We start from the raw sequence: 25,335 nt of genomic DNA on the forward strand, positions 1-25,335 counted from the left end.
GCCTCGGACTTCCAGAATTCGTCGACCGCCCGGTATCAGCCGGGCGGTTTTCGTTTGAGACGATCCGAAGTCAGCCCGTTCGAAAATCAATTCGCTAACGCTCTGTTAGCCTTAACCGGCACTTAACCACTATGGTTAACAATGGCTCATGAAACGTTGGCCGCCGTTGCTTGTTTGACGGCGCTGAATTCGGGAGCCGGGGACCATGATATCAATATCGCGTACGGCGCTGGCGCTTGGCACATTCGCCCTGTTGCCGCTAACGTCCGCACTCGCCGCCGACTACGATCCGCCGATCTATGTCGACCAGGCGCCGGACTATGTGCCGGTCGAGGTTGGCTCGGGTTGGTACTTGCGCGGCGACGTCTCCTATTTGGTGCAGAAGAGCTTCAAGAATGGGGATTTCACCTTCCCCTCAACGCTCAACAACGAGAACTTCAGCGAGAGCGAAGACGCAGTGTTTGCGAGCGTCGGCTTCGGCTACCATTTCAACGATTACCTCCGCGCCGATGTCAATTTCGGTTATCTGCCGGGTAACAAGGCCAGCTTCGGCTATGACGATTCTGCGGTCATCGCGTTGCCGACATTGCCGACCCAGGGATCGGGATCGCTGAAGAACTATGCCTTCTCGGGAATACTCAACGGCTATGTCGATCTCGGCACATATGTCGGGGTCACGCCTTATGTCGGCGCCGGCATCGGTTTTGTCCGCAGTTCGCGGAAGCTTTCGGCGATTTACACGGACAACAATGTCCCCGCCAACAGTTTCAGCGTGCAGGACAATGCGACACAATACTCCCTCGCCTATACGCTGAATGCGGGGCTGGCTTACCAGGTGACGAAAAACGTCTCGGTCGATGTGGGCTACCAGTATTTCTCCGCTCCGAGTGCCGAATACCAGACGGCCGAGAGCCTGACTTCCTTTCCGGTCCACAAGGGGATCAGCAATCACCAGGTCAAGCTCGGGCTGCGCTACGATCTCTGGTAGCGTCGGGAAAAATCGGGACCTTGACGGCGGATCCTGTGGTCCGCTGTTTGCGTTTGAAAGCGCGAGATCCTGATAGCGCGCCGTTCGCCAAAACCGCTGTGCACTTTGGGCGACGTGCATCTGGTATCCTGCCAGCGACAAAAACTTTCCTCTTGACGCCCGAGGCTTGAACGCATATCGCCGTCCGTGGGCCACCCCTCCCCAACGAGGGGCCACTATCTGGAAGGATAGACCACGATGACGACGCATGCGAAGCCCGGACTCCGTCCGGCAAATCCCAATTTTTCCTCAGGTCCCTGCGCAAAACGCCCCGGCTGGTCGGTCGAGGCGCTGAAATCCGCCGCGCTCGGCCGTTCCCACCGCGCCAAGATCGGCAAGACCAAGCTCGAGCAGGCGATCGAGCTGACGCGCGAGATTCTCAAGGTTCCCCAGGACTACCGCATCGGTATCGTGCCGGCCTCGGACACAGGTGCTGTCGAGATGGCGCTGTGGTCGCTGCTCGGCGAGCGCGGCGTCGACATGGTCGCCTGGGAAAGCTTCGGCTCCGGCTGGGTCACCGATGTGGTCAAGCAGCTGAAACTCGCCGATACCAGAAAGATCGAGGCCGGCTATGGCGCGCTGCCCGATCTGACCAATGTCGATTTCGACCGCGACGTGGTCTTCACCTGGAACGGCACGACCTCGGGCGTGCGCGTGCCGGACGGCGATTTCATCCCGGCGGATCGCAAGGGCCTGACCATCTGCGATGCGACGTCGGCCGCCTTCGCGCAGAGGCTCGATTTCGAGAAGCTCGATGTCGTGACGTTCTCCTGGCAGAAGGTGCTGGGCGGCGAGGGCGCGCATGGCATGCTGATCCTCAGCCCACGTGCCGTCGCACGGCTGGAGAGCTACAAGCCCGCATGGCCGCTGCCGAAAATCTTCCGCCTGACCTCGGGCGGCAAGCTGATCGAGGGCATCTTCAAGGGCGAAACCATCAACACGCCGTCGATGCTGTGCGTCGAGGACTATCTCGACGCGCTCAATTGGGCGAAGTCGATCGGCGGGCTCGATGCGCTGGTCGCCCGGGCGGATGCCAATGCCGCGGTTCTCGACCGGTTCGTGGAGAGCTCATCCTGGCTCGGCCATCTCGCCGCCGCGCCGGCGACGCGCTCGAACACGTCGGTCTGCCTGTCCTTCAGCGACCCGGATATCGCGGCGCTCGACGCCGACGGGCAGGCGGCGTTCGCCAAGGGCCTTGTCTCGACGCTCGACAAGGAAGGCGTTGCCTACGACATCGGTTCCTACCGCGACGCCCCGCCGGGATTGCGCATCTGGTGCGGCGCAACCGTCGAAACCTCCGATCTCGAGGCGCTGCTGCCTTGGCTCGACTGGGCTTTTGCCAGCCAGAAGGCGTCGCTGAAAGCGGCTGCCTGATAATCCTGTGGCGGCTCGCGGGCCGCCCATTTCCGGACCAATCCCATTTTCAAGGAGGCCGCCATGGCGCCCCGCGTTCTCGTCTCAGACAAACTCTCACCCACCGCCGTGCAGATCTTCAAGGATCGCGGCGTCGAAGTCGACTATCTGCCCGATCTCGGCAAGGACAAGGAAAAGCTGCTTGAAGTGATCGGCCAGTATGATGGCCTCGCCATCCGCTCGGCGACCAAGGTCACCGAGAAGCTGATCAACGCCGCAACCAATCTCAAGGTCATCGGCCGCGCCGGCATCGGCGTCGACAATGTCGATATCCCGGCGGCGAGCCGCAAGGGCATCATCGTGATGAACACGCCCTTCGGCAATTCGATCACGACGGCCGAACACGCGGTGGCGATGATCTTCGCGCTCGCCCGCCAGATCCCGGAAGCCAATGCTTCGACCCATGCCGGCAAATGGGAGAAGAACCGCTTCATGGGAGTCGAGATCACCGGCAAGACCTTGGGCGTCATCGGCTGCGGCAATATCGGTTCGATCGTCGCCACACGCGGCGTCGGGCTGAAGATGCATGTCGTGGCCTTCGACCCGTTCCTGTCGGACAAGCGCGCCGAGGAACTCGGCGTCGACAAGGTCGAACTGGACGAACTCTTCGCCCGTGCGGACTTCATCACGCTCCACACGCCGCTGACCGACAAGACGCGCAACATCATCGACGCGGCGGCGATCGCCAAGATGAAGAAGGGCGTGCGCATCATCAATTGCGCTCGCGGCGGGCTGGTGGTCGAGGCCGACCTCGTCGCGGCGCTGAAGAGCGGCAAGGTGGCGGGCGCCGGCATCGACGTGTTCGAGGTCGAGCCGGCCGAGCAGAATGCGCTGTTCGGCATGGAGAACGTGGTGGCGACACCACATCTTGGCGCCTCGACGGCGGAGGCGCAGGAGAATGTCGCGCTGCAGGTCGCCGAGCAGATGGCCGACTACCTGATCAAGGGCGCGGTCTCCAACGCCATCAACATGCCGTCGATCACGGCGGAAGAAGCGCCGCGGCTGAAGCCGTTCGTGAAGCTCGCCGAAGTGCTGGGCGCCTTCGTCGGCCAGGTCACCGACGATCCGATCAGCGAGGTCGAGATCCTGTTCGATGGTTCGACCGCGACGATGAACACGCGCGCGCTGATCAGTGCCGCGCTTGCCGGACTGATCCGCCCGCAGGTCGCCGACGTCAACATGGTGTCGGCGCCGATCATGGTGAAGGAGCGCGGCATCATTGTCGCCGAGGTCAAGCGCGACAAGTCGGGCGTGTTCGACGGCTATATCAAGCTGACCGTCAAGACCGAGCATATGACCCGCTCGATCGCCGGCACCTGCTTCTCCGACGGCAAGCCGCGCTTCATCCAGATCAAGGGCATCAATCTCGACGCCGAAGTCGGCCAGCACATGCTGTATACGACCAACGCCGATGCGCCCGGCATCATCGGCCTGCTCGGCACGGTGTGCGGCGAGAACGATGTCAACATCGCCAACTTCCAGCTTGGCCGCAACCGGCCGGGCGGCGACGCCATCGCGCTGCTCTATCTCGACGCGCCGTTCCCGGAAAAGGTGCTGGCGCAGGTGCGGGACCACAAGTCGATCGACTCGGCAAAGCGGCTGCAGTTCGACGTCGGCGGGATCTAATCCCCGCACCTATCACGGGCGACAAGCGATACCATTTACGACGCCCCGTTTGCAGGCATGCAAGCGGGGCGTTTCCATCAGCGCCGACACCATCCGGCGGATTGCGCCGTCGCAGCCAGACGCCGCGCGGAACGGATGGTTGGCCTGTCATATCCCGGTCAATTCGGCTATCGCCGGAGCGGCGGCTGGCGGTCCCCTTTGCCTCCATCGACTAAGATTATATGGTTTAGTCGCCAATACATTAGCGGACGGCGATAAGCAGGCGGCTTGGCCTAATCTAACGATTTCGTGATCTGCTTGACGATGGCGGTTTCTTTCCGCACGCTGACTCCAATGGATGGGCATGACTTAAACTAAACTGGTTTGGTCATGATTTGTGCGTGTTCCGTGGCGCGTGTCTGTTACTGCCGGAGTGCCTTCGATGGATCGTTATAATACTGTCCGCCTGAGCCGGCGTCTTTTTCTGTCTTCGGTCGCGATGTTCACGGTCACGGCAACATCGGCAAGCTTTGCCCGATCCTTGTCGGGCTCGCTGCCTTGGGCGCCGCTGTCGTCCGATCCGCCGGTGCAGGTCGTGTCAGGCGGCTGGCAGTTCTTCACGCCGCAGGAAGCCGCCCTGGTCGAAGCCATCGTCGACCGCATCATTCCCGCCGACGACCTGTCGATGGGCGGCAAGGAGGCTGGCTGCGCCGTCTATATAGACCGTCAGTTGACGGGCGCGTTCGGAACGTCGAGCCGGCTCTACACGAAAGGACCGTTCCTGCCGGGATTGCCCACGCAGGGATATCAGGGCGAGCCGAACCCGGCCCAACGCTATCGCTCGGGCCTTGCCGCCATCGACGCTTTCCTGAAGCTGCGCGACGGCAAGACATTCGTCGAGCTCCAGCCGGCCGACCAGGATGCGTTCCTGACCGCCATGGAAGCCGGAAAGGTCGAATTGCCCGGTGGCGTCAAGGCCGCCGGCTTCTTCGGACTTCTGCTGCAGAACACCATGGAAGGGTTCTTCGCCGATCCGGTCTATGGCGGAAACAAGGACATGGTCTCGTGGCGCATGCTCGGTTTTCCCGGCGCGCGCTATGACTACCGGGACCACGTCAGCAAGCACAATCAACCCTATCCGAGGCCGCCCGTCTCTATCGAGGGCAGCCCGGAATGGCTGGTGAAAAGGAGCTGACCATGACGACGATACTGCCCCGCAAGGACGTCGTGATCGTTGGCCTCGGTTGGACTGGGTCCATCCTTGCACATGAACTGACCGATCAGGGCCTGGACGTGCTGGCCATCGAGCGTGGCCCCTGGCGCGACACGGCAACCGATTTCAACATCGGCTACGCTCAGGACGAACTGCGCTACAGCGTGCGGCGCGACCTGTTCCTGCAGCCCGCCGTCGAAACCCTGACGATGCGCAACGACCCTTCGCAGACGGCGCTGCCGATGCGCGATTTCGGCTCGTTCCTGCCCGGCAACGGCGTCGGCGGCGCAGGCGTCCATTGGAACGGCCACACCTGGCGGTTCTGGGATTCGGATTTCCAGATCAAGACCAACCTCACCAAGAGGTATGGCGCGGCGCGGATCGCCGATCTCCAGGTCGAGGACTGGGGCGTGACCGGCACCGAGATGGAGCCATATTACGACCAGTTCGAATATCTGGCGGGCATCTCGGGCAAGGCCGGCAACATCAAGGGGCAGATACAGGAAGGCGGCAACCCGTTCGAGGATCCGCGGTCCCGGGATTATCCGAACCCGCCGATGGAGATGACCTACGCGCCGACCCTGTTCGCCAATGCCGGCCGGTCCATGGGATTGCACCCGTTCCCGACACCGTCGGCCAACATGTCGCGGACCTATGTCAATCCGCTCGGCATCACCATGGGGCAGTGTACCTATTGTGGATTCTGCGAGCGGTTCGGCTGCGCCAACTATTCCAAGTCTAGCGCCCAGACCACCATCCTTCCGGTCCTGATGAAGAAGGCCAATTTCGAGGTCCGGACCGACAGCGAGGTGCTGCATGTCGATCTCGCCGCCGGCGGCAAGTCAGCGCGGGGTGTCACCTATGTCGACACCTCGGGACAGGAATTCTTCCAGCCGGCCGATCTCGTGCTGCTGTGCGCCTACGGCCTGCACAATGCCCGGCTGATGATGCTGTCGGGCATCGGCAAGATCTACGATCCCGTCACCGGCGAGGGCACGGTCGGGCGCAATTACTGCTACCAGACCAATGCCGGCGTGCAGGTGTTCTTCGATGACAAGAACTTCAATCCGTTCATTGCCGCGGGCGCGCTTGGCCAGACGATCGATGACTATAATGGCGACGCCTTCGATCATGGCGGGCTCGATTTCGTCGGCGGCGCGGGCATCAACTGCATCCCCACCAATGGACGTCCGATCGGGACAAGGCCGACGCTGCCCGGCACGCCGAAATGGGGCAGCGCCTGGAAGAAGGCGACCGTCGCGGGCTACAAAAGCACGCTCGGCTTCTCCTCGCAGGGCAGCAGCTACGCGACACGCACCAACTATCTCGACCTCGACCCGACCTACACGGATCGCTTCGGCCGGCCGCTGATGCGCATGACCTTCGATTTTCCAGACAACGATATCAGGATGTCGAACTATCTCTGCGACCGGATGGAGGAGATCGCCAAGACGCTTGGCGGCAAGCAGTACAATGTCGGCCGCCGCAAGAAGGGATGGGACAGCGTCCCCTATCAAAGCACCCACAATACCGGCGGTGCCATCATGGGAACGGACCCGAAGAAGAGCGCGGTCAACAGCTTCCTGCAAAGCTGGGATGTGCCCAACGTCTTCGTCATCGGCGCCTCGGCCTTTCCGCAGAATGCCGGCAAGAATCCGACGGGAACGGTCGGCGCGCTCGCCTACCGCGCGGCCGACGGCATCCGCAATCACTATTTGCGCAATCCCGGCGCGCCGCTGGTGCAGGCATGAAAGCGCTCGCAGCGTCACTCTACGCCAGCGCGGCCCTGCTGGCGATCACGCCGGCACTTGCCGCCGACCAGGCCGACCAGATCATCCGCGGCCAATACCAGGCCGTGCTCGGCGATTGCGCGGGTTGTCATACGAGGCCGGGCGGCAAGCCGTTGGCCGGTGGCCTGCCGCTCGAAACGCCTTTCGGCGCGCTGGTGCCGCCCAACATAACGCCGGACCACGAGACGGGCATCGGCAATTGGTCAGAGATCGATTTCCGCAACATGATGAAGACCGGCGTCGGCCACGATGGCGTGCGGCTCTATCCCGCCATGCCGTACCCCGCCTATACCAGGATGACCGAGCAGGACATTTCCGATCTCTGGGCGTACCTCACCACGGTCGAGCCGGTCTCGAACAAGGTCGAGGCCAACCAGTTGCCGTTTCCCCTGAACATCCGGCTGTCGATGTGGGGTTGGAACCTGCTGAACTTCAGCGAGGTAAGCTTCGAGGACGATCCCTCCAAGTCGGCGGAGTGGAATCGCGGCGCCTATATCGTCCAGGGCGCCGGGCACTGCGGCACCTGCCACACGCCCAAGTCCTTCCTGGGCGCCGATCAGGACTCCAGCTTCCTGCAAGGGGCGTCGCTGCAGGGCTGGTTCGCTCCCGACATCACCAACAATGCACAATCCGGCCTTGGCAAATGGTCGCAAGAGGATGTGGTCGCTTACCTCAAGACCGGCGTCAACGCGCATTCGATCGCGTCCGGTCCGATGGCCGAGGCGATCGAGAACTCGACCTCCAAGATGACGGATCCCGATCTCAAGGCCGTCGCCGTCTATCTCAAGAGCCTCGGGTCGGACACCGGCAATGCGCAGGCGCCCAAACCCGACGCGGCGCGGATGGTGGCCGGCGAGGCGATCTACCACGACAATTGTTCGGCCTGCCATGGCGGCGATGGCGCCGGGGCCGGGGCGTTGTTCCCGACGCTGGTCGGCAATTCCATCGTCGCGCAAGGCAATCCCGAAACGCTTGCCCGCGTCGTTCTCGCCGGAAGCCAGGCGGTGCACACGGCCGGCGCGCCGACGACGCCTTCGATGCCTTCGCTGGCATGGCGGCTGAAGGACCAGGAAATCGCCGACGTGCTGACCTATGTGCGAGGCAGCTGGGGCAATTCCGCTCCGGCAGTCTCGCCCGACGATATCGCGGCGGTGCGCAAGGAATTGGAACCGTAATTTCGGCGCGCCGTCAGAGGCGGGAGGTCCTGCGCCCGCTGTATTCGGCGAGCCCGATGCCGCCCAGCACGAGAACCAGCGCCAGCGCCTGATAGAGCTGGAACGTCTCGCCGACGATCAGCACCGAAAGCAGCGTGCCGAAGATCGGCACCAGGTTGATGAACAGGCCGGCGCGGTTGGCGCCGATCAACTCGTTGCCCCTGATATAGGTTATCTGCGAGATCACCGAGGCGCCGATCGCCGTGTAGACGATGACAGCCCAGCCGCGCGCATCGGGCACGATCACCTTGCCGGCGGCGGCTTCCCACAGGAAGAAGGGCAGCGAGGTGATGAGCGCGGCGAAGGACATGGCCAGCATCAGGCTTTGCCAGCGCATCGCCGGCTTCAGCCGCAACCCGACCGAATAGCCGCTGTAGAGGACGACCGCGACTAGCATGATGGCGTCGCCGAAATTGAGTTCCAGCGTCAGCAGCCGGCGCGGATCGCCATGACAGGCCGTCAGGATGACGCCGAGGATGGTCAGCACCACGCCGGCGATCTGTGCCCAGTTCACGCGCAGGCGGAAGAAGATGAAATTGGCTGTCATGATCAGGATCGGCATCGCCGCCTGTTCGATCGAGACATTGATCGCGGTGGTGTAATTGAGCGCGGTGTAGAAGATCGTGTTGAACAGGGTGAAGCCGCTGGCGCCCAGCGCAGCCAGAACCAGCCAGTGCCTGCGCACGACAGGCCAATCCTCCTGGATCGTGCGCCAGCCGATCGGCAGCAGGATCGCCACGGCCAGCATCCAGCGCAGAAAGACGAGCGTCATCGGCGAGACGTGGCCGACCGCCAGCTTGCCGGCCACGGAATTGCCGCCCCACAACAAGGTGGTGAGCAACAGGAACATGTAGGCGTTTCGATGCATGCCGGGCTTCCGGCCGCGGCATGGGCCGCGGTGTTTGCCGGCCTATTGCCCCCGTCGGCCCAAGTAAATGATGTCAAAGCCGAAAATTGTTGTGCCTCAGGGCATTTTCGGCGCCAAAGAAAGGTCGCACTCGCGAGGTCTTGACGCTATAGAGGCCTGTCGTTTCGAACCATATCCAAGCCGCGCTGCGGCGTCTCAAGGGAAAAGAAACATGGCCAATGTGGTGGTCGTCGGCTCGCAGTGGGGCGACGAGGGCAAGGGCAAGATCGTCGACTGGCTGTCGGAGCGCGCCGATGTCGTGGTGCGTTTCCAGGGCGGCCACAATGCCGGCCACACGCTGGTCGTCGACGGCAAGATCTACAAGCTTTCGCTCTTGCCTTCGGGCGTCGTGCGGGAAGGCAAGCTGTCCATCATCGGCAATGGCGTGGTCTTCGATCCGCATGCTTTCGTCGCCGAAGTGCAAAAACTCAAAGCGCAGGGCGTGGACGTGACGCCGGATCGCCTGAAAATAGCCGAAAACACGGCGCTTATCCTGTCCGTACACCGGGAGCTGGACGGGTTCCGCGAGGATGCCGCTTCAAATTCCGGAACAAAGATTGGCACGACCCGCCGGGGCATTGGTCCGGCCTATGAGGACAAGGTGGGTCGGCGCGCGGTGCGGGTGATGGATCTGGCGGATTTGGAAACGCTTCCCTTGAAGGTCGACAGGCTGCTGACGCACCACAATGCGCTGCGTCGCGGGCTTGGCCATGACGAAGTCACGCGTGATGCGATTATGCAGGAATTGACCACGGTCGCGAATGAGATCCTGCCCTATATGGACCGCGTCTGGAAGGTGCTCGACGACAAGCGCCGCGCCGGCGAGCGCATCCTGTTCGAAGGCGCGCAAGGCACGCTGCTCGACATCGACCACGGCACCTATCCGTTCGTCACCTCGTCGAACACGGTCGCCGGCCAGGCCGCCGCCGGCTCCGGTGTCGGCCCCGGGACCATCGGTTATGTCCTGGGAATAACCAAGGCCTATACGACGCGCGTCGGCGAAGGCCCGTTCCCGACCGAGCAGAAGAACGAGATTGGCGAGTTCCTCGGCACGCGCGGCCATGAATTCGGCGTCGTCACCGGGCGCAAGCGCCGCTGCGGCTGGTTCGACGCGGTGCTGGTGCGTCAGGCTGTCGCCGTCAACGGCATCAAGGGCATCGCGCTGACCAAGCTCGACGTGCTCGACGGGCTGGACGAGATCAAGGTCTGTACCGGCTACAGGCTCGATGGCGAGACGATCGACTACCTGCCGGCAAGCCAGGGCGCGCAGGCCCGCGTGGAACCCATCTACGAGACGCTGGAAGGCTGGAAAGGCACCACCGCCGGCGCACGCAGCTGGAACGATCTGCCGGCGCAGGCGGTCAAGTATGTCCGATACATCGAGGAGCTGATCGGCGCGCCGGTGGCACTCCTTTCCACCAGTCCGGAACGGGACGACACGATACTTGTGACCGATCCGTTTCAAGACTAGTTTCTGAAGCCTTTCCGGGCATCGCGGCTGATTTGCGGGGGCCGGCGCGGAAGCAAAATACAGGTCGACTGAAGCATGGCAGATTTCGTTGCTGTTCTGAAAAACGCCTTCGAGAAGCACGGCGACGAGACGCCCGAGAAGCGTGCGCGCATCTATAGCAGCGTTCGTTCCATGCTGGCCAAGAAGCTTGCGGAATATTCGCCGCCGATGGCTCCCGAGGCCATAGACAGGCAGAAACGCTCGCTGGAGGACGCCATCGCAGGCGTCGAACGGGACTATGCCAAGACTGTGCCGGAAACGGATCCGCTCGCGGAGCTGGAGCACATCTTTTCCTCCATCGACCGTAACAAGAACCAGTCGAACCACACCAAGCAGCCAGTGAAGGCGGAGGCTGCCGCCATTCCCGCGCCGTCTCCGTATCGGCCCGCCCCTGCCCCGGCCAGGCCGGAGCCGTACAAGCCGGCGCAGCCCGTGGCGAACCCCGAACCCTACCGTCCCGCTCCAGCCGCCAAGGCCGAACCGGGCTGGCAAAGGCCGACGCCGGTGCAGCCCGTTCCGGACTTTTCGGAAAAGCCCTTGGCGGGGATGGAAACGGATCGGGAGGACGATCAGGACGACGTCTTTGCCAATGATGAAAGGCCTGCGGGCGCCGACACTTTCGAGCGTTTGCGCCCGGCCGAACGCAAGCGCGGCTATGGCGGGTTGATCGCCGCCGCCGTCGCGCTGCTGGTCGTTGCCGGCGGCGGTTACGGTATCTGGCTGAACAAGGACGCCTTCGGCAAGATGCTGGGCCTGGGCGACAGCAAGGTTGTCGCCAAGGTCGAACCGGTGAAACCGGCGCCGGCCAAGCCCGCGACCGATGCGGCGGCGACGCCACCGGCGCCCGCGGGTGCCGAAGGCACGAAATTCACGCAGCGGCTGACGCCCGAGGGTGGCGAAACCGATCCCGGCCCGGCCGGTGGACAAAGCGGCATAGGCGAGGGTGAATCCGTCGCCGCGCTGACGACGCCGCCAACGGCAACGAATGCGCCGGCCACCGCGGCGCCGGCGGTTCCGGCACCGGCCGATACGCCTGCGGCAGGCACGCCGACCGCGACCACGCCCGCGCCAGGCGCCACGCCGGCGACACCGCCCGCCGCCGGAGCCGCGCCCGCGGCACCGGCCGATGCGGCCGCCACACCGCCGCCCGCGCCGGCAGGTGCCACGCCGGCGGCTCCGGCCGTGGCTCCAGCCTCGGTTCCGGTCGGCCAGAAGGCAATCTTCTATGAGGAGCGCACCAGCACCGCCCAAGGTTCGGCCGAACCCGGCAACATCGTCTGGTCGTTGGTGCAGGAATCGCCCGGCGGCGACCTGCCGCCAGAGCCGGCGATCCGCGCCGAGGCGACCATTCCCGGCAAGGACATCCAGCTGCGCATGACCATCCGCCGCAACACCGACCAGACCTTGCCGGCCAGCCACATTATCGAGATGATCTTCCTGACGCCCGACGGCTTCGAGGGCGGCGGCGTCGACAACATATTGCGCGTCGCCATGAAGAGTTCGGAACAGGACGCCGGCAGCCCCTTGATCGGCATTCCGGCCAAGATCGCCGACGGTTTCTTCCTCGTCGCGCTCAACGACACCAAGGCCGACGAAGACGCCAATATGACCCTGTTGCGCGGCCAGGACTGGATCGACGTGCCGGTCGTCTACAAGACCGGACGGCGGGCGCTGCTGACCATGGAAAAGGGCATTCCCGGCGAGAAAGTGTTCGACGAGGCGATCAAGGCCTGGCAGGCGAAGACGGCGGGTTGAGCAGGCGGCGTAACGGCCGCCTTCGATCAGAAGCCCTGGAACAGCATGTCGAGCGCGGCGACGATGTCATCGTGATGTTTCGTCAAGTTCAGCCGACTTTCACCCAATTCGCTTGCCGGAACGGTAGCAATCAGGTGTGTCGCCATAACCAGCTTCCGGCCGTTGATGTCAAAGATCGGATGAAGCTTTCGCATCGGCGGCGGCACCGTTGCGACCGGCAGAAGCGGGACGACCACGCGCGTCCTGAAATTGTCGAGCAGATCGGATTGAACGTCGAGCAAATAGTTGCCTTCGACGCGACCGGCGAAGACATCATAGCGGGGCATCAGAACTGCCGGTACTCTTCCAACGGGATGCCGTTTTTGTCGATGTAGTCGTTCCACGACTCCATCGTGGCACGGTTCTCAAGCTTCCATAGCCGCGTTTTTTCGGCCGCCACCGCTTCCGCGATACCGGCTTCCGCGGCGCGCGAGACATTCACATCAAGCCCCTTGGCTTCCCTCATGAGGTTAGAGTCGATCGATAGATTTGCCGGTTGGCGGATCGCATTCAGGGCAATCTTACGCATAATAGCCTCCGCAACATGCGCATAATGTATGCGCATTCCGGTGCAGAGGCAATAATCAGTCAACTCTGGCTGCGGACGGAGCGTCGGGCCTTCGCTGCGGCTCCCAGCCTTTCGGGCGTTCAAGCTTTCGCCGTTTGTGGCTTCAATCGAAAGATCGTTGTCGATCGCGATCGGCCTACGGCCGAACGCTCTTCACCCTTCCATCTCTTCCCGCAGCATCTCCAGTTCCAGCCACTCTTCCTCGAGCGCCGCCAAGGTGGCGCGCTCCTTGTCGAGGGCGGCGATGGTTTTCTGGAACGAGACCGGATCGCGCTCGTAATAGGCCGGATCGGCGATGTTGTTCTCCAGGCGCGAGATCGACGCGGTCACCGCCTCGATCTTCTTGGGCAACGAGTCCAGCGCGAATTTCTGCTTGAACGACAGTTTTTTGACCGGCCCCTTTTGTGCGGCGGGTTCAGCCTTGGCAGTGGGCGCATCGCTGGTTTCGGACTTGGCGCGCGCCTTGCGGTCGTCGAGCCTGGTACCGCCCCGCTGCGCCAGCATGTCGGAATAGCCACCGGCATATTCGACCCAGCGGCCCCCGCTATCGGGCGCGATGACGCTGGTCACGGTGCGGTCGAGGAAATCGCGGTCGTGGCTGACCAGGATGACGGTGCCGGCGAACCCGGCGACCAATTCCTGCAGCAGTTCCAGTGTCTCCATGTCGAGATCATTGGTCGGCTCATCGAGCACCAGAAGGTTCGCCGGGCGCGCCAGCACGCGCGCCAGGATCAGCCGCGCCCGCTCCCCGCCGGAAAGCTCGCGCACCGGCGTGCGCGCCTGCTCCGGCTTGAAAAGGAAATCCTTCATGTAGGAGACGACATGGCGCTGCTCGCCATTGATGACGAGGTTCTCGCCGCGCCCGTCGGTCAGGTATTGGGCCAGCGTCTCCTGCGGGTCGACCGCCTCGCGCTTCTGGTCGAGCGTGGCGATCTCCAGATTGGTGCCGAGCCGCACCGAGCCGGCATCCGGCGCCAATTCGCCGGTCAGCATCTTCAGAAGCGTCGTCTTGCCGGCACCGTTCGGTCCGACCAGACCGACGCGGTCGCCACGCTGGATGCGGGTCGAGAAGCCCTTGACCACGGTGAGGTCGCCAAAGCTCTTCTCGATATTCTTCGCTTCGATCACCAGCTTGCCGGACTCGGCGGCGTCGCTGGCGACCATGGTCGCGCTGCCTTCGGCGCCGCGATGGCCGCGAAACCGCTGGCGCATGGTCTGCAGTTCGCCGAGGCGTCGCATGTTGCGCTTGCGCCGTGCCGTCACGCCATAGCGCAGCCAGTGTTCCTCGCGCACGATCTGGCGGCCGAGCTTGTGCTGTTCGCGCTCTTCTTCTTCCAGCACAAGGTCACGCCATTCCTCGAAATGGCCAAAACCTTTATCCAGCCGACGGGTCTGGCCACGGTCGAGCCAGACGGTGGCGCGCGACACGCGCTCCAGGAAGCGGCGGTCGTGCGAGATGACGATGAGCGCCGAGGACGTGCGGACGAGTTCCTCTTCCAGCCATTCGATCACCGAGAGATCGAGGTGATTAGTCGGCTCATCAAGCAGCAGAATGTCGGGCTCCGGCGCCATGACGCGGGCCAAAGCGGCGCGCCTGGCCTCGCCACCGGAGAGGTCGCCAGGCCGCTCATCGCCCGACAGGCCGAGATGTTCCATCAGATAGCTGGCGCGGTAGGGATCGTCGGCAGGCCCGAGCCCGGCTTCGACATAGGCGCGCACCGAGGCAAAACCGTCCATGTCGGGCATCTGCGGCAGATAGCGCACCGTCGCCGAAGGTTGGCGGAACACCTCGCCGTCCTGCGGTTCGATCAGGCCGGCGGCGATCTTGAGCAGCGTCGATTTGCCCGACCCGTTGCGGCCGACCAACGCGATCTTGTCGCCGGCCGACGCGGTCAAGGCGGCGCCGTCGAGCAGCGGCGTGCCGCCAAAAGTCAGTCTTATCCCGTCGAGATTGAGAAGAGGCGGGGCCATGTCAGCTTTCAGGCAGTGGATGGGGATGGGCGAGCAGCAGTGCGCGGCCGTTGCCGAGCGCTATGTCGAGGCGGCCCCCGGTCTTGTCGAACTTGACCTCGTTGGAAATGGTCAGCGACGAACCGAAAGCCACCTCGACCTTGTCGAGTGGCCATTTGGCGCCGGTGACGGTCAGACCGGAGAGTTCGGAAAAGCCGAGAATGGAAAACAGCGTGCCGTCGGCATAATCGAAGCTCGTCCTGCCGTTGAGCAAGGGGACAGCCTCCTGGGCGCCGCTGGTCAAAAGCACATCCGTTCCGGCCTCGGCCAGCCGCAGGCCAAGCGCCAGATGCAGGAAGGCGTGATCGGCGCGCTTGCCGCCGAAGGCGCCCGCCAGCACGAGACGGGTCGCCCCGTGCCCGAGTGCCGCCGCGATCGCCAGTTCGCCGTCGGTCTTGTCCTTTTCCGCCGGGAAGGTCTGGCGGGGCACGGCGGCCAGGTCAGCAGGCAGATCGGCCGGAACCGAATCGAAATCGCCCACCCACAATTCCGGGACAAGGCCCAGCACCCGGGCATGGCCGATGCCGGCGTCGGCGGCGATGACGCGCGAGCCTTCGACCTGGCGGTCGAGCCGGGGCGTGCGGATGAGATCGCCGCCAAGCAGGATGGTGAATGTGCTCATATCCCGTCGCCTTACCAGCCCGGCACGGGAAACGGAAGGCGGCAAACTCCCACTTGCGCGGGTCTTCGGGCCGGCCTATGTGTCGGAACGCTCTAACGGGGTGCCGGACGCGAATTTCGCGGGCCGGCTGAGAGGCAGTCTCGCCAACCCGCTGAACCTGATCCGGTTTGTACCGGCGGAGGGATTAGACGTTTCGGACAGTCCGACGCCTCAATTCCTTTCAACGCAAACGAAGGAGGCGCCGATGCGCACGCTTTTATATTCTCTCATCGCAGCCACGGCAGTGGCCTTGTCCGGGCCGGCCTTGGCCAAGGACAAGCTCACCGTCTACACCTATGAGAGCTTCACCGCCGATTGGGGTCCAGGTCCCGTGGTGAGGAAGGCATTCGAGGCCGAATGCGGCTGCGATGTCGAGTTCGTCTCGGTCGCCGACGGCGTCGCGTTGCTCAACCGCGTCAAGCTGGAAGGCGCCTCGACCAAGGCCGACATCGTGCTTGGCCTCGACACCAATCTCACCGCCGATGCCAAGGCCACGGGCCTGTTCGCGCCGCATGGCCCGGTGAGCGATGTCAATGTGCCGGGCGGCTGGGCCGACGATACTTTTGTCCCCTTTGATTATGGCTATTTCGCCGTCGTCTACGATACGCAGAAGCTGAAGTCACCGCCGAAAAGCCTGAAGGACCTGGTCGAGGGCAGCGCCGACGACAAGATCGTCATCCAGGATCCGCGCACCTCGACGCCCGGCCTCGGCCTGCTGCTCTGGGTGAAGTCGGTCTATGGCGACAAGGCGCCGGAAGCCTGGGCCAAGCTCAAGACCAAGGTTTTGACCGTGACGCCGGGCTGGAGCGAGGCCTATGGCCTGTTCACCAAGGGCGAGGCGCCGATGGTGCTGTCCTACACTACCTCGCCGGCCTATCACATGGTCGCCGAGAATACCGAGCGCTACCAGGCCGCGTCGTTCGAAGAGGGCGAATACCTGCAGATCGAGGTCGCCGGCATCACCACCACGGGAGCCAAGAATCCGCTGGCGGAAAAGTTCATGGCCTTCATGACCGGACCGAAATTCCAGGACGCCATCCCCGAGACCAACTGGATGTTCCCGGCCGGCAAGACCGACAAGCCGCTAAACCCGGCCTTCGACAAGCTGGTCAAGCCGACCAAGACCTTGCTGTTCAGCCCGGAGGAGGTCGCGGCCAACCGCAAGGCCTGGGTGGACGAATGGCTGGCGATGATGAGCAAGTAGGTTTTATGGGCTAATCATCCTGAGATGAGTGCTCTAAGCTTCGCCCATTTGCCGACGGTGCGGCGTGCAACGCGCGTCTGATCCCCGCATCACCGCCGGCGTCGTCGCGCTCGCCGGGATCGCGCTGCTGATCGGCGGCGCCTTTGCCGGACTGCTCCTCGAAGGCGCGCATGACCTCTCCGGCGCCTGGGCGGCCTTCGATCCTTACCTGCTGCGCGTCGTGCGCTTCACGCTCTGGCAGGCAACCCTATCGACCCTGCTTTCGGTGATACCGGCGTTGTTCGTGGCGCGAGCCCTGTCGCGGCATCCACGCTTCTTCGGCCGCGCTTTCATTCTGCAACTCTTCGCCGTGCCGCTGGCGCTGCCGGCGATCGTCGCGGCGCTCGGCATCCTGGCGCTCTATGGCCGTGCCGGTTACTTCGCCGGCATGCTCGGTGCCGTCGGCGGCCAGGGCTGGCGGGGCATCTACGGCCTGTCCGGCATTCTCGTCGCGCATGTCTTCTTCAACCTGCCGCTGGCCACCCGCCTGTTCCTGGAAGCGTTGCAAACCATTCCCTCCGACCAGTGGCGGCTGGCAAGCCAGCTCGGCATGGGCGCGCGTCCGGCGTTCCGGCTGATCGAATGGCCGACGCTGCGCGCCGATCTGCCCGGTGTCGCCGGGCTGGTCTTCATGCTCTGCATCACATCCTTCACCATCGTGCTGACGCTCGGCGGCGGGCCGGCCGCGACGACGCTCGAAGTCGGCATCTATCAGGCCTTGCGCTTCGATTTCGATCCCGCGAGGGCTGTGGCTCTGACATTGCTGCAGATCGCCTTGACCTTCATCGTGGTGCTGGCGCTGACCCGGCTTGGCGCCAATGTCGTCGGCGACGCGAACCTGCCGGTCGCGCCGCGCCGTTACGGTTTCGTCAACGGGACCGAGACTTCGCTGAATGCCTTGCTCATCGTGCTGACGCTGCTGTTCGTCGCGGGACCGATGGCCGCGACCGTGATGGCCGGATTGGGCGCCGATCTCGGCCGGCTGGCCGGCGAGGCCACTGTGCGGCAAGCGACACTGACCAGTGCCGCGCTTGCCTTCCTGTCGGCATGGCTTTCCGTGATGCTGTCGCTGGCGCTGACCATGGCGCGCCGGGCGCTGGCACTGAACCGACGCGCCGGTCCGAGGACGCTGCTCGAACACGCAACCGACACCGGTGCCGGCTTTGTCCTGGTGGTTCCGCCAATCGTCATCGGCGCCGGCTGGTTCCTTCTGTTGCGCCATGCCGGCGACGTCTTTGCCATCGCCCCGCTCATGGTCGTCACCGTTAACGCCGTCATGGCGATGCCTTTCGCGCTGCGCGCCATCCGCCCCGCCTATGATGCGGCGAGCGAGCGGCACGAACGGCTCTGCGCGCAGCTTGGCATTTCCGGCCTGGCCAGGTTGCGGCTGGTGGACTGGCCGTCGCTGCGGCGCCCGCTTGCCACCGCCTTTGCCTTCGCCATGGCGCTGTCGCTTGGCGATCTCGGCGTCATCGCCCTGTTCGGCAGTGATTCCGTGCAGACCTTGCCCTACCTTCTCCTGGCACGCATGGGCAGCTACCGCACGCAGGACGCCGCCGGCCTGGCGCTGCTGCTCGGCCTGGTCTGCCTGGCACTGGTGCTGGCAGCGGACTGGCTGGGAAGGGAGAAGGGCCGCGATGTCTGACGGAGCGATTGCCAGGAAGGGTGTTCCAGTGCAGCTGGACAAGGTTTCGTTCACCTATGGCGAGGCTCCGCTTTCCTTCGATGTCGCGTTCGCGGCGGCCGAAATCACCGCCATCATGGGGCCGAGCGGATCGGGGAAGTCGACGCTGCTCAATCTGGTGGCCGGGTTCGAGACGCCACTGTCCGGCCGCGTGCTGATCGGCGGAGCCGATGTCGGCGCCTCGCCGCCAGCCTCGCGGCCGGTGTCGATGGTGTTTCAGGAAAACAATCTTTTCGCCCATCTTTCCGTCGAGCAGAATGTCGGGCTCGGCCGTTCGCCATCGTTGCGGCTGACAGAAGCCGACCATGCCGATATCGCGGAGGCGCTTGCGCGCACCGGCCTCGCCGGCAAGCAGAAGCGGCTGCCGCGCGAACTCTCGGGCGGCGAGCGCCAGCGTGTCGCCCTTGCCCGCGTGCTGGTGCGTGACCGCCCGGTGCTGCTGCTCGACGAGCCCTTCGCCTCGCTTGGGCCCGCCCTGCGAAACGACATGCTCGACCTGGTTGCCGACCTGCATGCCGAGCGTGGCATGACGGTGCTGTTCGTCACGCACCAGCCGCAGGATGCCCGCCGCATCGGCCAGAATGTGGTGTTTCTGGACAATGGCGCCGTCGCCGCCGCAGGCGCCGCGGACGATTTCTTCGCCGGGGCTGGTCCAGAGGCATTCCGGCGCTATATCGGCGCCAGTGGAGGGGATGCCGTATCACGAGATATTGCCCGGAAGCCGACATAATTTACGGTCAAACCGGCTTCTGGCGAAGGGACGCTTGCTTGCCATGGTCCATGTAGTGTGGCTAGGTCCGCCCAATGGTCCGGCACAGGCCGTGATTTGCCTACAGCATCCGCCGCACGCCCCGAGGGCCGCGTGACGGATGCTGTAGCAGTTTGTTTTCTTGCGCATGACGGCTCCGAAGATCGCCCCCGATTTTCATGGTCATGCGCCCAGGATCTGAAAGGAAGCCGTTCTGGCGATCGGCGTTGACAGAGCAAGACGCAATCCGCTGGCACGCTTTCTGGCGCTGTCCGGCTTTGCCGTGGCTCTCGCCAGCTGCCAGATGTTCACGCCGCCGGACGTGCAGGAATCCGGCTTCCAGCCGTCCGACAAGCCGATCACGGTGGATAATGTCGCCGCCAACAGCAAGCTTGCCGAACTCGCCAAGGCGCAGCATCCGCGCATCCTGGCGACCTATGGCGGCGAGTATTCCGATCCCAAGCTCGAGCGCATGGTCGCCAAGGTGGTCGGCAATTTGACCGTGGTGTCGGCCAACCCGACCCAGACCTATCGCATCACCATCCTCAATTCGCCCAACGTCAACGCCTTCGCGCTGCCGGGCGGCTATCTCTACATCACGCGCGGCCTGCTCGCGCTGGCCAATGATTCGTCCGAACTCGCCGCCGTCATCGCGCATGAAATGGGCCATGTCACCGCCAATCACGGGCTGCAGCGCCAGCAGTTGGAGGCCGAGGAAGGCCTGGCAACCAAGGTGGTTTCCGATGTGCTCGGCGACAGCCCGACCGCCAAGGCGGCGCTGATCCGCGGCAAGCTCAGGCTGGCGCAGTTCTCGCGCAACCAGGAACTGGAGGCCGACGCCATCGGCATCAAGTCGATTGGCGAGGCGGGCTACGATCCTTACGCGGCCGGCCGCTTCCTGCAGTCGATGTCGGCCTATACCGATTTCCGCTCGATATCAGGCGCCACCGACGCCAGCCTCGACTTCCTGGCCACGCATCCCAACACACCGCAGCGCATTGACCTGGCGCAGCGCCACGCGCGCCAGTTCGGCGCCCCGGGCTTCGGCACGCGCGACCGCGATTCCTTTCTTGCCGGCATAGATGGCCTGCTCTATGGCGATACGCCGGAAGAAGGGTATGTGCGGGGCGAGACCTTCCTGCATCCGGGCCTTGGCGTGTCGTTCACGGTGCCGGACGGTTTCATCATCGACAATTCGGCGGCAGCGGTGACGGCGACCGGTCCCGGCGACATAGCGATCCGCTTCGACGGCGTTTCGATCGACAAGAACCGCGCCTTGACCGACTATATCAGAAGCGGCTGGGTGGCAGGCCTCGACGACAGCACCGTCAAGCAGGAGACCATCAACGGCAATGAGGCGGCGACCGCGCATGCCGGCGCCGAGGGCTGGCAGTTCGACATCGCGGTGATCCGCGCCGGCGGCCAGGTCTATCGCCTGCTGACCGCGGCGCCCTCGGCCAGCACCTCGCTCGAGACAGTGGCGCGGTCGGTCAGCGGATCCTTCCGCATCCTGAGCCCGGCTGAAAAAGCGGCCCTGAAGCCGCTGCATATCCGCGTGCTAACGGTACAGCCGGGTCAGACCATGGGCTCGCTTGCCGCGCAGATGGTGGGGGTCGATCGCAAGCTCGACCTGTTCCGCGTGCTTAATGCGTTGTCGCCGGGTGCCGCGGTTTCGGCCGGCGACAAGGTCAAGATCGTCACCGACAAGTAGCGCTCGTTGCGAGAATCAGGCGGCGGTCGCCAGGAATTCCGGGTTCTGCTTCACCAGCGCCACTTTCAGCTTTTCCATGGCACGGGCCTCGATCTGGCGGACGCGCTCCTTGGAAATGCCGAGAGTCTCGCCGAGCGCCTCGAGCGTGGCGCCCTCATCGCTCAGCCGGCGCTCCTCGATGATCCTGAGTTCACGTGCGTTGAGCGCGCCGAGCGCTGTTTTCAGCCATCCAGAACGGCGTTCGACATCGATCGTGTCGCTGGCGACCTCATCGGGCAGGGGGTCGTCCGCGACCAGGAAGTCCATCCGCTCGGTGGCGCCGGAATCGTCGGCAAGCGGCATGTTCAGCGAGGAATCCGGCGCGGACAGCCGCGAATCCATCATTGCCACATCGGCCTCTGAAACGCCGAGCGCAACCGAAACCTCACGATAGAGCGTCTCGTTGGAAAGCGGCTCGGCGCCATTCGCAAGGCGGGCGCGCAAACGTCTGAGATTGAAGAACAGGGCCTTCTGCGCCGAACTGGTGCCGCCGCGCACGATCGACCAGTTGCGCAGGATATAGTCCTGCATAGAAGCGCGGATCCACCACGTCGCGTAGGTCGAAAACCGCACCTCGCGCTCGGGCTCGAAGCGGGCGGCTGCCTCCAGCAAGCCAACATGCCCTTCCTGGATCAGGTCGCCGAGCGGCAGGCCGTAATGACGGAATTTGGAGGCCATGGAAATGACCAGCCGCATGTGGGCCACGGTGATGCTGTGCAATGCGTTCTGGTCGTTGTCCTCTTTCCAGAGCAATGCGAGACGATGCTCCTCGTCGCGCTCGAGGTATGGCGCCCTCATTGCCGCGCGGACCATGATCCGACCTGCCGTGTCTTCCATCATAAGGCGCTCCTGGCTCAGGCGGTGCGAATGACAGGCACCGGCTTGAAATGACGGCGTCGTGCCCTAGAACAGCCAAAACTGCCGTGCGCGGGAAAGGTTCCGCCGCCGCAGGCTGGCGCGCGCCGAAGTCCGGGCAATTTCGGCGCGGCTGCCTGCAGCCTCCGAATGTGCGAAGAAATGTCTTCAGAGAATTTGATTTCTGGAATTTCCTGTCTTTGAAATTTCATTCCTTATTTTTTCGACCTGCATCTGGCATTTTCCAGCCCTCACAACATGCCTGACATCAGGCCAAGGACGGGATCACAGAAAAATGAAATGGCTTAAGTCGCTCATCATCGCCGGAACGCTGCAGGCGCTCGCCGTTGCATCGGGCCATGCCGGCGCCAATCTCGACCAGATCAAGCAGGCCGGCATCATCAAGGTCGGCACGGAAGGCACTTACGCGCCCTTCACCTATCATGACGCTTCCGGCGCGCTGGTCGGCTTCGACGTCGAAATCGCCAAGGCGATCGGCGACAAGCTCGGCGTCAAGGTCGAGTTCCTCGAAGGCAAGTGGGACGGGCTGATCGCCGGCCTCGACGTCAGCCGTTATGATGCCGTGATCAACGAAGTCGGCATCACCGACGCCCGCAAGGCCAAGTACGACTTCTCCGATCCCTACATCGCCTCCAAGGCGGTGCTGATCGTGCGCGGCGACAACACCGACATCAAGACCTTCGCCGACCTCAAGGGCAAGAAGTCGGCACAGTCGCTGACCTCCAATTTTGGCAAGCTGGCCGAATCGAACGGCGCCGAACTGGTCGGCACCGATGGCTTCGACCAGTCGATCCAGCTTCTTCTGACCGGCCGTGCCGACGCCACCATCAATGACAGCCTGTCGTTCCTCGACTTCAAGAAGCACAAGCCCGACGCCAATGTGAAGATCGCCGCCCAGGAAGAGAATGCCGATTACTCCGGCGTCATCGTCCGCAAGGGCGACCCGGAACTGGTCGCGGCCATCAACAAGGCGCTGGCCGACATCAAGGCCGATGGCACCTATCAGAAGATCGCCGACACCTATTTCGGCCAGGACGTGTCGAAGTAATTTCACGCACGGGGCCTTCCGCAGGTCCGAACCCCGCTCAGCGGCGAGCCGTCTTTGACGGCTCGCCGCTTTTGTCGTGATATGGCCGGCGCATTCGCGCTTCGATGACGCCGCTCGTCCATTCCGGAGGATATTTCGTGCCGCACTGGCTGCAACTGATGCTGGAGTCGCTGCCTTCGCTGCTGTGGGCCGCGTTGATCTTTACCGTGCCGTTGACGCTGCTGTCCTTCGTGCTTGGCCTGACGGTGGGGCTGGGCGCGGCGCTCGGCCGGCTGTTTGGCCCCAAGCCGCTTGTGGCGCTCGTGCGCTTCTATGTCTGGATCTTCCGCGGCACGCCGCTCCTGGTGCAGTTGTTCCTGATCTTCTATGGCCTGCCTTCGGTCGGCATCCTGCTCGATGCCTTTACCGCGGCGCTGATCGGCTTCACCCTCAACATCGGCGCCTACACATCGGAAATCATCCGCGCGGCCATCGGTTCGGTACCCAAGGGCCAGTGGGAGGCCGCCTATTCGATCGGCATGACCTGGAGCCAGGCGATGCAGCGCACCATCCTGCCGCAGGCCGGACGCGTCGCGGTGCCGCCGCTCTCCAACACCTTCATCTCGCTGGTCAAGGATACCTCGCTGGCCGCCGCCATCACCGTGCCGGAGATGTTCCAGGCGGCGCAGCGCATCGTCGCCACCACCTATGAGCCGCTCATCCTCTATGTCGAGGCGGCGATCCTCTATCTCGCCTTGAGTTCGGTGCTGTCGGCCCTGCAGACGCGGCTGGAGGAGCGGCTCAACCGGTATGGCGGCTTCCTGGAGGCACGCTCATGATCAGCCTGACCAACATCGAGAAGCGGTTCGGCGACAATCTCGTGCTGAAGGGCGTGACGGTTACCATTGCCGAAGGCAGCGTCACCGCGCTGGTCGGCCCTTCGGGTGGCGGAAAAAGCACGCTGCTGCGCTGCATCAACCTGCTGGAGATCCCGACCTCGGGCACGGTGCGCATCGGCGACGAGACGCTTGAGTTCCGCCCGGGCGTGAAGGTGCCGGCCGCGGACATTAGGCGCCTGCGGCTGCAGACCGGCATGGTGTTCCAGAATTTCCAGCTGTTTCCACACCGCACGGCCATCGAGAACGTCATGGAAGGCCTGGTCACGGTGCTGAAATGGCCGGAGGCTCGGGCCCGTGAGCGGGCGCTGGCCCTGCTGGAGAAGGTCGGCATGGCACACAAGGTCGATGCCTGGCCGGCGACGCTGTCGGGCGGCCAGCAGCAGCGCGTGGCGATTGCCCGGGCGCTGGCGCCGTCACCCAAGGTGCTTCTGTGCGACGAGCCGACTTCCGCCCTCGACCCGGAGTTGGCGCAGGAGGTGGTCGATGTGCTCGGTCAACTCGCCAGCGAGGGAACGACCATGGTGATGGCAACGCATGATCTGCGCCTCGCCTCCAAGATCGCCCGGGAAGCGGTGTTCCTCGACGCCGGCGTCGTCGTCGAGCAGGGGCCGTCCGCCACGCTGTTCGGCAATCCGGAGCGCGAACGCACCAAGCGATTCATCGCGACGCTGAAGCAGGAGGCGGAGAAGGAAGGCGGCGCATAGCCGCGGCAATCTCCGGCAATGCCAAAGACAAAAAACCCGGCGCGAGGCCGGGTTTTTCGTGAACTCTAGGACGAGGGGATTCAGGCAGCTTCTTCCTGCTCGGCTTCCTCGTTGTCGGCCTTGGCGCCGCGCTTGGGTCCCTTGTTGAGGTTGACCTCGATCAGGCGCACGGCTTCGGTTTCCGACATACGGTTGACGGCCGCTATCTCGCGCGCCATGCGGTCGAGTGCCGCCTCGTAGAGCTGGCGTTCGGAATAGGACTGTTCCGGCTGGTTGTCGGCGCGGTAGAGGTCGCGCACGACTTCCGAGATCGAGATCAAATCGCCCGAATTGATCTTGGCATCATATTCCTGGGCGCGACGCGACCACATGGTGCGCTTGACGCGGGCGCGACCCTGCACGACCTTCAGCGCGCGCTCGACATAATCCTCTTCCGACAGCTTGCGCATGCCGATCGAGGTCGCCTTGGCGACCGGCACCTTCAGGCGCATCTTGTCCTTCTGGAAGTCGATGACGAACAGTTCCAGCTTGTGGCCAGCCACTTCCTGCTCGTCGATCGAGACGATCTGGCCGACGCCATGCGCCGGATAGACGATGTACTCGCCGGTCTTGAAACCGTGACGCGCGGCCGTGGACTTCTTCTGCGGGGTGATCGTTGCCATTACGCCCTGAACTCCTTGTTGTGGGCCGGC

Annotated in this window: 22 protein-coding genes and 1 riboswitch; of the genes, 15 read left to right on the forward strand and 7 right to left on the reverse strand. The window is 63.9% G+C overall.

Annotation, left to right across the window (positions count from 1 at the left end):
* The first annotated feature begins 205 nt into the window (after positions 1 to 205).
* The 6 genes from LB564_RS11295 (at position 206) to LB564_RS11320 (ending at position 8,223) form a co-directional block, all read left to right on the forward strand.
* Positions 206 to 988, forward strand: coding sequence for an outer membrane protein (locus tag LB564_RS11295; protein WP_224537561.1), 783 nt, complete (start codon positions 206 to 208; stop codon positions 986 to 988).
* Positions 989 to 1,225: 237 nt separating this feature from the next.
* Complete coding sequence (locus tag LB564_RS11300) at positions 1,226 to 2,401, forward strand: phosphoserine transaminase (RefSeq protein ID WP_224537563.1); 1,176 nt, start codon at positions 1,226 to 1,228, stop codon at positions 2,399 to 2,401.
* A gap of 63 nt (positions 2,402 to 2,464) precedes the next feature.
* Positions 2,465 to 4,066: a phosphoglycerate dehydrogenase gene (serA, locus tag LB564_RS11305; RefSeq protein WP_224537565.1), complete on the forward strand. Its 1,602-nt coding sequence runs from the start codon at positions 2,465 to 2,467 to the stop codon at positions 4,064 to 4,066.
* A gap of 421 nt (positions 4,067 to 4,487) precedes the next feature.
* Positions 4,488 to 5,240, forward strand: a complete 753-nt coding sequence (locus LB564_RS11310; protein ID WP_224537567.1) for a gluconate 2-dehydrogenase subunit 3 family protein — start codon at positions 4,488 to 4,490, stop codon at positions 5,238 to 5,240.
* Between the two features lie 2 nt (positions 5,241 to 5,242).
* Positions 5,243 to 7,009, forward strand: a complete 1,767-nt coding sequence (locus LB564_RS11315; RefSeq protein ID WP_224537570.1) for a GMC family oxidoreductase — start codon at positions 5,243 to 5,245, stop codon at positions 7,007 to 7,009.
* Positions 7,006 to 8,223: a cytochrome c gene (locus tag LB564_RS11320; protein ID WP_224537572.1), complete on the forward strand. Its 1,218-nt coding sequence runs from the start codon at positions 7,006 to 7,008 to the stop codon at positions 8,221 to 8,223. Before LB564_RS11315 ends, LB564_RS11320 begins: the two co-directional genes overlap by 4 nt.
* A gap of 13 nt (positions 8,224 to 8,236) precedes the next feature.
* Here the strand turns inward: LB564_RS11320 and LB564_RS11325 are convergent, their stop codons facing one another.
* On the reverse strand, positions 8,237 to 9,130 hold the full coding sequence (locus LB564_RS11325; RefSeq protein ID WP_224537573.1) for a DMT family transporter: 894 nt from the start codon (positions 9,128 to 9,130) through the stop codon (positions 8,237 to 8,239).
* A 211-nt stretch (positions 9,131 to 9,341) separates the two neighbouring features.
* On the opposite strand from LB564_RS11325, the gene LB564_RS11330 reads away from it, so the two are divergent.
* Positions 9,342 to 10,640, forward strand: a complete 1,299-nt coding sequence (locus LB564_RS11330) for an adenylosuccinate synthase (protein WP_224537576.1) — start codon at positions 9,342 to 9,344, stop codon at positions 10,638 to 10,640.
* Positions 10,641 to 10,715: 75 nt separating this feature from the next.
* On the forward strand, positions 10,716 to 12,434 hold the full coding sequence (locus tag LB564_RS11335; protein WP_224537578.1) for a hypothetical protein: 1,719 nt from the start codon (positions 10,716 to 10,718) through the stop codon (positions 12,432 to 12,434).
* Positions 12,435 to 12,460: 26 nt separating this feature from the next.
* Here LB564_RS11335 and LB564_RS11340 read toward each other — a convergent pair whose 3' ends face one another.
* From LB564_RS11340 to LB564_RS11355, 4 genes are all read right to left on the reverse strand, one after another.
* On the reverse strand, positions 12,461 to 12,760 hold the full coding sequence (locus LB564_RS11340; protein ID WP_140702330.1) for a CcdB family protein: 300 nt from the start codon (positions 12,758 to 12,760) through the stop codon (positions 12,461 to 12,463).
* Positions 12,760 to 13,002 carry a type II toxin-antitoxin system CcdA family antitoxin gene (locus tag LB564_RS11345; protein WP_140702328.1) on the reverse strand — a complete coding sequence of 81 codons (243 nt, stop codon included), beginning with the start codon at positions 13,000 to 13,002 and terminating at the stop codon, positions 12,760 to 12,762. Before LB564_RS11345 ends, LB564_RS11340 begins: the two co-directional genes overlap by 1 nt.
* Positions 13,003 to 13,194: 192 nt before the next feature.
* On the reverse strand, positions 13,195 to 15,012 hold the full coding sequence (locus LB564_RS11350; RefSeq protein WP_224537580.1) for an ABC-F family ATP-binding cassette domain-containing protein: 1,818 nt from the start codon (positions 15,010 to 15,012) through the stop codon (positions 13,195 to 13,197).
* Between the two features lies 1 nt (position 15,013).
* Positions 15,014 to 15,673: a thiamine diphosphokinase gene (locus tag LB564_RS11355; RefSeq protein ID WP_224537582.1), complete on the reverse strand. Its 660-nt coding sequence runs from the start codon at positions 15,671 to 15,673 to the stop codon at positions 15,014 to 15,016.
* 86 nt (positions 15,674 to 15,759) lie between these two features.
* Positions 15,760 to 15,874: riboswitch (TPP riboswitch) on the forward strand.
* A 43-nt stretch (positions 15,875 to 15,917) separates the two neighbouring features.
* On the opposite strand from LB564_RS11355, the gene thiB reads away from it, so the two are divergent.
* The 4 genes from thiB to LB564_RS11375 all read left to right on the forward strand — a co-directional run bounded on the left by thiB (position 15,918) and on the right by LB564_RS11375 (position 21,098).
* The gene (thiB, locus tag LB564_RS11360; protein ID WP_224537584.1) at positions 15,918 to 16,916 is read left to right on the forward strand and encodes a thiamine ABC transporter substrate binding subunit; all 999 of its coding nucleotides are present in this window, start codon (positions 15,918 to 15,920) and stop codon (positions 16,914 to 16,916) included.
* Between the two features lie 64 nt (positions 16,917 to 16,980).
* Entirely contained in the window at positions 16,981 to 18,600 is a 1,620-nt protein-coding gene (gene thiP, locus LB564_RS11365; RefSeq protein WP_224537586.1) for a thiamine/thiamine pyrophosphate ABC transporter permease, read from the forward strand.
* Positions 18,593 to 19,369, forward strand: coding sequence for a thiamine ABC transporter ATP-binding protein (gene thiQ / locus LB564_RS11370; RefSeq protein ID WP_140702319.1), 777 nt, complete (start codon positions 18,593 to 18,595; stop codon positions 19,367 to 19,369). The genes thiP and thiQ overlap by 8 nt, the downstream gene beginning before the upstream one ends.
* 322 nt (positions 19,370 to 19,691) lie before the next feature.
* Positions 19,692 to 21,098 carry a M48 family metalloprotease gene (locus LB564_RS11375; RefSeq protein WP_224537818.1) on the forward strand — a complete coding sequence of 469 codons (1,407 nt, stop codon included), beginning with the start codon at positions 19,692 to 19,694 and terminating at the stop codon, positions 21,096 to 21,098.
* Between the two features lie 15 nt (positions 21,099 to 21,113).
* On the opposite strand, the gene LB564_RS11380 is transcribed toward LB564_RS11375, so the two are convergent.
* Positions 21,114 to 21,977 (reverse strand): RNA polymerase factor sigma-32, encoded by an 864-nt coding sequence (locus LB564_RS11380; RefSeq protein ID WP_140702316.1) that lies wholly within the window; start codon positions 21,975 to 21,977, stop codon positions 21,114 to 21,116.
* Between the two features lie 310 nt (positions 21,978 to 22,287).
* On the opposite strand from LB564_RS11380, the gene LB564_RS11385 reads away from it, so the two are divergent.
* From LB564_RS11385 to LB564_RS11395, 3 genes are all read left to right on the forward strand, one after another.
* Positions 22,288 to 23,061 carry an amino acid ABC transporter substrate-binding protein gene (locus tag LB564_RS11385; RefSeq protein WP_224537588.1) on the forward strand — a complete coding sequence of 258 codons (774 nt, stop codon included), beginning with the start codon at positions 22,288 to 22,290 and terminating at the stop codon, positions 23,059 to 23,061.
* 137 nt (positions 23,062 to 23,198) lie between these two features.
* Positions 23,199 to 23,879, forward strand: coding sequence for an amino acid ABC transporter permease (locus LB564_RS11390; protein WP_224537820.1), 681 nt, complete (start codon positions 23,199 to 23,201; stop codon positions 23,877 to 23,879).
* Positions 23,876 to 24,643 (forward strand): amino acid ABC transporter ATP-binding protein, encoded by a 768-nt coding sequence (locus tag LB564_RS11395; protein ID WP_224537591.1) that lies wholly within the window; start codon positions 23,876 to 23,878, stop codon positions 24,641 to 24,643. Before LB564_RS11390 ends, LB564_RS11395 begins: the two co-directional genes overlap by 4 nt.
* 80 nt (positions 24,644 to 24,723) lie before the next feature.
* On the opposite strand, the gene LB564_RS11400 is transcribed toward LB564_RS11395, so the two are convergent.
* On the reverse strand, positions 24,724 to 25,305 hold the full coding sequence (locus tag LB564_RS11400; protein ID WP_006327799.1) for a CarD family transcriptional regulator: 582 nt from the start codon (positions 25,303 to 25,305) through the stop codon (positions 24,724 to 24,726).
* Between the last annotated feature and the right edge of the window lie 30 nt (positions 25,306 to 25,335).

Origin of the sequence: Mesorhizobium sp. ES1-6 (assembly GCF_020164775.1) — a bacterium.
Taxonomy (GTDB): Bacteria; Pseudomonadota; Alphaproteobacteria; order Rhizobiales; family Rhizobiaceae; genus Mesorhizobium.

Bases quoted from the DNA above. Each gene is read 5' to 3' on its own strand.
- LB564_RS11335 (WP_224537578.1), top strand. From the start codon at position 10,716: ATGGCAGATTTCGTTGCTGTTCTGAAAAACGCCTTCGAGAAGCACGGC.
- LB564_RS11345 (WP_140702328.1), bottom strand. From the start codon at position 13,002: ATGCGTAAGATTGCCCTGAATGCGATCCGCCAACCGGCAAATCTATCG.
- LB564_RS11355 (WP_224537582.1), bottom strand. From the start codon at position 15,673: ATGAGCACATTCACCATCCTGCTTGGCGGCGATCTCATCCGCACGCCC.
- LB564_RS11375 (WP_224537818.1), top strand. From the start codon at position 19,692: ATGTTCACGCCGCCGGACGTGCAGGAATCCGGCTTCCAGCCGTCCGAC.
- LB564_RS11310 (WP_224537567.1), top strand. From the start codon at position 4,488: ATGGATCGTTATAATACTGTCCGCCTGAGCCGGCGTCTTTTTCTGTCT.
- thiB (WP_224537584.1), top strand. From the start codon at position 15,918: ATGCGCACGCTTTTATATTCTCTCATCGCAGCCACGGCAGTGGCCTTG.
- LB564_RS11330 (WP_224537576.1), top strand. From the start codon at position 9,342: ATGGCCAATGTGGTGGTCGTCGGCTCGCAGTGGGGCGACGAGGGCAAG.
- LB564_RS11340 (WP_140702330.1), bottom strand. From the start codon at position 12,760: ATGCCCCGCTATGATGTCTTCGCCGGTCGCGTCGAAGGCAACTATTTG.
- LB564_RS11385 (WP_224537588.1), top strand. From the start codon at position 22,288: ATGAAATGGCTTAAGTCGCTCATCATCGCCGGAACGCTGCAGGCGCTC.
- LB564_RS11350 (WP_224537580.1), bottom strand. From the start codon at position 15,012: ATGGCCCCGCCTCTTCTCAATCTCGACGGGATAAGACTGACTTTTGGC.
- LB564_RS11295 (WP_224537561.1), top strand. From the start codon at position 206: ATGATATCAATATCGCGTACGGCGCTGGCGCTTGGCACATTCGCCCTG.
- LB564_RS11300 (WP_224537563.1), top strand. From the start codon at position 1,226: ATGACGACGCATGCGAAGCCCGGACTCCGTCCGGCAAATCCCAATTTT.
- LB564_RS11315 (WP_224537570.1), top strand. From the start codon at position 5,243: ATGACGACGATACTGCCCCGCAAGGACGTCGTGATCGTTGGCCTCGGT.
- LB564_RS11400 (WP_006327799.1), bottom strand. From the start codon at position 25,305: ATGGCAACGATCACCCCGCAGAAGAAGTCCACGGCCGCGCGTCACGGT.
- LB564_RS11395 (WP_224537591.1), top strand. From the start codon at position 23,876: ATGATCAGCCTGACCAACATCGAGAAGCGGTTCGGCGACAATCTCGTG.
- LB564_RS11320 (WP_224537572.1), top strand. From the start codon at position 7,006: ATGAAAGCGCTCGCAGCGTCACTCTACGCCAGCGCGGCCCTGCTGGCG.
- thiQ (WP_140702319.1), top strand. From the start codon at position 18,593: ATGTCTGACGGAGCGATTGCCAGGAAGGGTGTTCCAGTGCAGCTGGAC.
- LB564_RS11380 (WP_140702316.1), bottom strand. From the start codon at position 21,977: ATGATGGAAGACACGGCAGGTCGGATCATGGTCCGCGCGGCAATGAGG.
- serA (WP_224537565.1), top strand. From the start codon at position 2,465: ATGGCGCCCCGCGTTCTCGTCTCAGACAAACTCTCACCCACCGCCGTG.
- LB564_RS11325 (WP_224537573.1), bottom strand. From the start codon at position 9,130: ATGCATCGAAACGCCTACATGTTCCTGTTGCTCACCACCTTGTTGTGG.